Raw genomic sequence first — 5,365 nt, forward strand, 5'->3', positions numbered from 1 at the left:
AGAATATACATCGTGTATGTATAAACCCTCAACATAATGTATGAGGATTTATCAAAAAATGCGTTATAACTCCTTCTTAGAAATAAAAGATTCCATTTCACCATTTTTATATACTTTAGTCAATTTAACAACTGACTTGTACGTGTTAACGTCATCCTTTATCATTTTTTTCAGCTCTTCTATTTCGATATTACTAGTTCCACTCTCTACCTTTAAACAATTTGAAATGTTTAAGTATCCACTAGATGCGAAAAGAATAACGAATGTAATATCAGGAAAATTAATGAACAGCATTCCAAACTTCAAAGGGTTCGCAGCAGTATCCGATAAAACTAATCGAAAATCTAACAGTTCAGGTACTTGAACAAAATCCTTAGAAACAATCGCTTCACCTACAATTGCAACTTGCTTTACTACATTCCCAAGTTCATCTGTAAATTCAGTACATATAGGTGCATCAATTGTTTTCGCTTGTAAACATAAATTTAATTCTGGATTATGAAAATCAAAAAAGATTGTACTCCCCTCTGTTAAACATTGCGGGCACACATTTCCTAGCAAGCTAAAGTCCTCTTCAATATATTTAACTTTCGATTTGCAACTACAAACTTTTCCTATTCGGATTGCATCAATTTTTGAGCAATCTACAAAAATAACCTCACTGTCTTCTTGTACGAATGATACAATCCCTTTCATCGCATTAAATGAAAGAAAATAAGATACAACGATTTCGTTTCCTACTATTACAATACTTTCAACTTTAGTATACGGTTCTAGACTTTGTAAAAATTCACATATACTATTTTGGCAACATCCACAATCACGTTTCGGCTCACAATCCACTTACACTCCATCCCTTCTCTATATAGAATAGCTAATACATATATATGAAAGGAAAACAAAAAAGCTTGGACAATATAACTTTAACGTAGGAATATCGTTACCTATTCATAATATTAGTACGGGAATTACACCAATAATGAGTAATAACACATAATTTTTACTATAAATACATATAACAATTTCATCTTTCATGAAAAAAACGTTATAATGAAGTGTAGCCTCTACGATTACGTTATAAAGGAGATTAAAACAATGGCTAAAATTAAAGTATACCAAGTAAAAGAAGAAAATATGGAAGCAGTAAAAAACATCATTGATGTTGAGGAACAAAACCCAACTGCTGAAAACTTACAAAATCTATATGCATGTGTATTAGAAACTGAAGATATGGCATTGCCTGAATCATACATTGAAGAAGATATCTTAATCGATTCTATGGAAGTTATGGTTAACGCTTCTCAAAGCAAAGTAAGAGACTTAGGTGCATACGATGTAATTGAAGTTCAAAACAAAGGTAAGAAAACACAAATTTTATTACTTGCAGACGAAGAATACGAAATTATTGAAGGCTAATCTAACACCATACATACGAAAAAGCTCCTTTCCAATTGGAAAGGAGCTTTTTCATTACGCTTTTGATGTTTCACTTTTTTTATTTGTTTGTTCTTTCTTAATTACCATGCGCTCATTTCCCATAAAGAAAATGAATATGAATGCTAATCCAGCTGGTACCAATGCCCACATGAATGTTTGAACAATTGAACTAGAAAGAGCATCAATAATCTTATCTAATATTTGCGGAGGGATTTGAGATCTTGCCGATTCTGATAAAATGGCTCTTGAATCCCCTAATGTGTTTGTATTCATTCCCCCGCTCATGCCTTTAAATGCTTCTTCTAATTGATCTTGGAAACCTGTTCTTTGGATCATTCCGAAGATTGTAATACCAAGTGTCATACCTAATGAACGAATGAAATTACTCGTCGAAGTCGCAGATCCGCGCTGTTCCATACCGAAGTTGTGAATAGCTGCCATACTTAGTACAGAGAATGAGAAGCCGACTCCAAATCCGATAATAATCATATACACTGTTAATAATACACGACTTGTTTCTGGCGTTAATGTGCTTAATAAAAATAGTCCAATTAGCATAATAACCGCAGAAATGATCATAATGTTTCGGTAGCTAAGCTTTGTCGTTAAAAACCCACCTAACTGCGCTGTTACGACTGAGCCTAACATCATTGGTAAAAGTAATAATCCCGAGTTTGTTGCAGTGCCACCGTATACACCTTGAATGAATAATGGAATGTATACAGTTGCTGACATAAACGCAGCTCCGTAACATAAAGCAATAATTGTACTCATTCCGAACAAACGTTGTTTAAACATCTCAAATGAAATGATCGGTTCTTCTACTTTACGTTCAATAAAAATGAATGCAATAATTAAAATAGCGAATCCACCAAATAAACTTAAAATAAAGTTAGAATCCCAATCATACTTTTGTCCGCCAAGTTCAAGCGCAAACATTAAAGAAACTACTGCTCCAACTAAAGTAATTGCGCCAAACCAATCAATTTTTTGCTTTCTATGAACTCTTGACTCTTTATAAAAGAATGTAATAAAAATAAGTGCTAAAACGCCAAGCGGTAAGTTAATATAAAATACCCAGTGCCAGCTTATGTAATCTGTAATATACGCACCAAGCAACGGACCAAAAATACTTGATAAACCAAATACTGCTCCGAATAAACCACCCATTTTCCCACGCTTTTCAGGAGGGAAAATATCAAAAACGATAGTAAACGCGATCGGCACTAATGCCCCGCCGCCAATACCTTGAATGGCACGATAAATCCCTAACTGTGTAATATTTTCAGCAGTACCACAAAGTGCCGAACCAATCATAAAGACGATTAAACCGAAAATAAAGAACCTCTTTCTACCATACATATCTGATAGTTTTCCGAATATCGGCATACCTGCCATTTCTGCGACCATATAGGCAGAAACGACCCATACAAAGTTTTCAAGGCCTCCTAAATCACCAACGATTGTTCCCATCGCTGTAACGACAATGGTATTATCCATTGATGCCATTAAAATACCTAGCAATAAGCCCGCTACAACAAAGCCGAGCTTATTATTCTTCTCAACCATAACCTTGCTCTCCCTCATACTACTTATATTTGTTTATGTTCTTTTACGACTGCATTACTTTTTTGGTTAAAACTAGTATGATATTCTACAATACTAATTTCACATCCAGGACCAATTGTAACGTTGTTTCCTCTTACAACTTCAGCAATCGTATGTTCTAAATAGATATCATCTCCTTCAATGATAGATGTTTGGAGGCTTCCAGCATGATTGGTAAATGGAATAAATCTCACTTTTTTACGAACGGTAATCTTCTGACCACCAATTTCTCTTACTTTGCTACCTTCATAACGAAGTGAAATTTCAATATTTTCAGCATTAAGTAATCCATCACTTTCAAGGCCACCAGTTAGTGATAGTTCTTCAACTTCAATATCTCCTTTTACATTTAAAGCGCCTTTCACATCTACGAAATCACCAGTTAATTTCCCCTTAACTTCTATCATACCTCTTACTTTTATTTTTTCAATATGAGCATCACTATGCATTTGTGTATTTCCGTATACTTTTACAGATTCCGCATCTACATTTCCTTGTACTTCACTATCTCCATACACGACATAACTTTTCACTTTCATATTACCGCACACTTCACTCGTGCCGTACGTTTTAAATTCATTACAGCTCATATCATTAGAAATCGTTCCTTCACCGCGAATCTTTACTTTATTATAATCTCCGCCCGCTGAACTACCAGAACCATTAACAGTAAGACTGTGTTGATGTTCCATATCATTTTCTCCCTTCCATTAAATCTGCTTAATTTCTTTTACATTTGCGCTTTTATCAACAGTAAGAACACCCGTATATTCGATTAGTTCAATCTCACAGTTCGGTCCTACCGTAACATTATTTCCTCTTACCGTTCTTATGTGAGCATAATCAATATCGATATTGTCACCTTCTAATAGTTCAGCCTCTAATTGCATACCAAATACTGATTTAAACAGCCTACTAAAAGTACTTAGTCTATGCTTTACTTTAATCGTTTGACCACCAATTTCTTTCGCTCGACATGTACCGTGAATATTAATATTTATTTCATCAGCGCTTAATAATCCGCCAATTGTAAATTCTCCTTCTGAAGAAAAAGTATCCACTTCACAATTACCGTCAATTGTAGCTTGACCATTGACCTTAAATTCTTCACCAGTGACATTTCCACCTATCGTACCTTTTCCTGCAATTTTCAAACTGTTTGCCTTTACATCTTGCGTAATTGTTGCTTTCCCATCAATTCGCATCGTTTCAGCATGAACTGTGCCATCGACTTTACCAGATCCGCTAATTCGTGCACTGCTACTTTTCAAATCGCCAGTAACTGCACCGTAACCGTTACATTCAAATTGCTCACATTCAACATTTCCATTCACAGTTCCTTTTCCGTTTAATTGTACTTTATGAAACTCGCCGCCATTGGATGAACCGTAACCATTTATAATCAAATTATCTGTACGCATACTTTCTCCTCCACTACAACAATTTAGTTTTTAATGCTTCGGTATATTTCATAATCGCTTCGCGTAAAACGATTTTAGTGCCTTTTTCAAAAATTAAATCGTCCACGTTTGAAACTAATAAACATGTAGAAATCCCTAATTTTCGGACAACGATTAAATCACAAGTTTTATGTTTAATTGCTTCATAATTTTCACGTAAAACTTGCAAGACCATTTTTCCTTCTTCTAAACTAATCTCTCCCGATTGTAGTAATTCTTCTAACATGTACACATAAAGAATATCTACAAATTGAAACTCTGCTGTTTTATTCGTTTGTTCTATGAAAAATTGTAAAACTGGTTCTGATGCAATCTCCTTACGTAAAATGTCTTCCTTTGTTAAAAGAATTTCTCTCACACTCGGTGAAAACATATTCGCTAGTTCATCAAGTGATAAATCCTCTTTCATCGTTTGGATCTTATCGATGCGCTCTAATATCTTTTCTTTCGGAAAAAATGTCTCTTGACCCGTGAATGTTGACTTTCGTATAAACCAATCTTCCGGTATTAAATTTTTTCTCTTCCACCTATATAACTGTCCGTATGAAATACCAGTTAGTTCTAATAAATCTTTTTTTGAAATTAAATCTGTACTCAACTGTATAACACCCCTTCCTGATAACAATGTAACATAACACTGTTACGCTGTAAATAGACTTTTATCACAAGTAGGGTAACAATGTGTAAAACAAACCTATTCCCACATACAAAAAAGGCTCTTACACATCTTATGAAAATGCGCAAAAGCCCTTATATATCAAGATTTAAACCAAATATTATAAAAATCAATCCAACCTTGTGAATTAATCATTATATTTTGGACTTTTTCATGTGTACTTACCTCTTGTTTATTACGATAT

Annotated in this window: 6 protein-coding genes; 1 reads left to right on the forward strand and 5 read right to left on the reverse strand. The window is 34.2% G+C overall.

Features of this window, described 5'->3' with window-relative positions:
* Positions 1-63: 63 nt before the first annotated feature.
* Positions 64-843 carry a BC_2878 family exosporium-associated protein gene (locus tag DN403_RS12860; RefSeq protein ID WP_000340383.1) on the reverse strand — a complete coding sequence of 260 codons (780 nt, stop codon included), beginning with the start codon at positions 841-843 and terminating at the stop codon, positions 64-66.
* A gap of 252 nt (positions 844-1,095) precedes the next feature.
* On the opposite strand from DN403_RS12860, the gene DN403_RS12865 reads away from it, so the two are divergent.
* Entirely contained in the window at positions 1,096-1,416 is a 321-nt protein-coding gene (locus DN403_RS12865; protein WP_001062742.1) for a hypothetical protein, read from the forward strand.
* Between the two features lie 54 nt (positions 1,417-1,470).
* Here the strand turns inward: DN403_RS12865 and DN403_RS12870 are convergent, their stop codons facing one another.
* Genes DN403_RS12870 through DN403_RS12885 form a run of 4 tightly spaced genes read right to left on the reverse strand, consistent with a single transcriptional unit; the run spans position 1,471 to position 5,103 of the window.
* A complete protein-coding gene (locus tag DN403_RS12870; protein WP_000229633.1) occupies positions 1,471-3,006 on the reverse strand; it encodes an MDR family MFS transporter in 1,536 nt (511 codons plus the stop codon).
* 23 nt (positions 3,007-3,029) lie between these two features.
* A complete protein-coding gene (locus DN403_RS12875; protein ID WP_000401029.1) occupies positions 3,030-3,737 on the reverse strand; it encodes a hypothetical protein in 708 nt (235 codons plus the stop codon).
* A gap of 18 nt (positions 3,738-3,755) precedes the next feature.
* On the reverse strand, positions 3,756-4,466 hold the full coding sequence (locus DN403_RS12880; protein ID WP_149185527.1) for a bactofilin family protein: 711 nt from the start codon (positions 4,464-4,466) through the stop codon (positions 3,756-3,758).
* A 13-nt stretch (positions 4,467-4,479) separates the two neighbouring features.
* The gene (locus DN403_RS12885) at positions 4,480-5,103 is read right to left on the reverse strand and encodes a YhbD family protein (RefSeq protein ID WP_000102234.1); all 624 of its coding nucleotides are present in this window, start codon (positions 5,101-5,103) and stop codon (positions 4,480-4,482) included.
* Between the last annotated feature and the right edge of the window lie 262 nt (positions 5,104-5,365).

The organism is Bacillus sp. AY2-1, assembly GCF_008368965.1.
Taxonomy (GTDB): Bacteria; Bacillota; Bacilli; order Bacillales; family Bacillaceae_G; genus Bacillus_A; species Bacillus_A thuringiensis_S.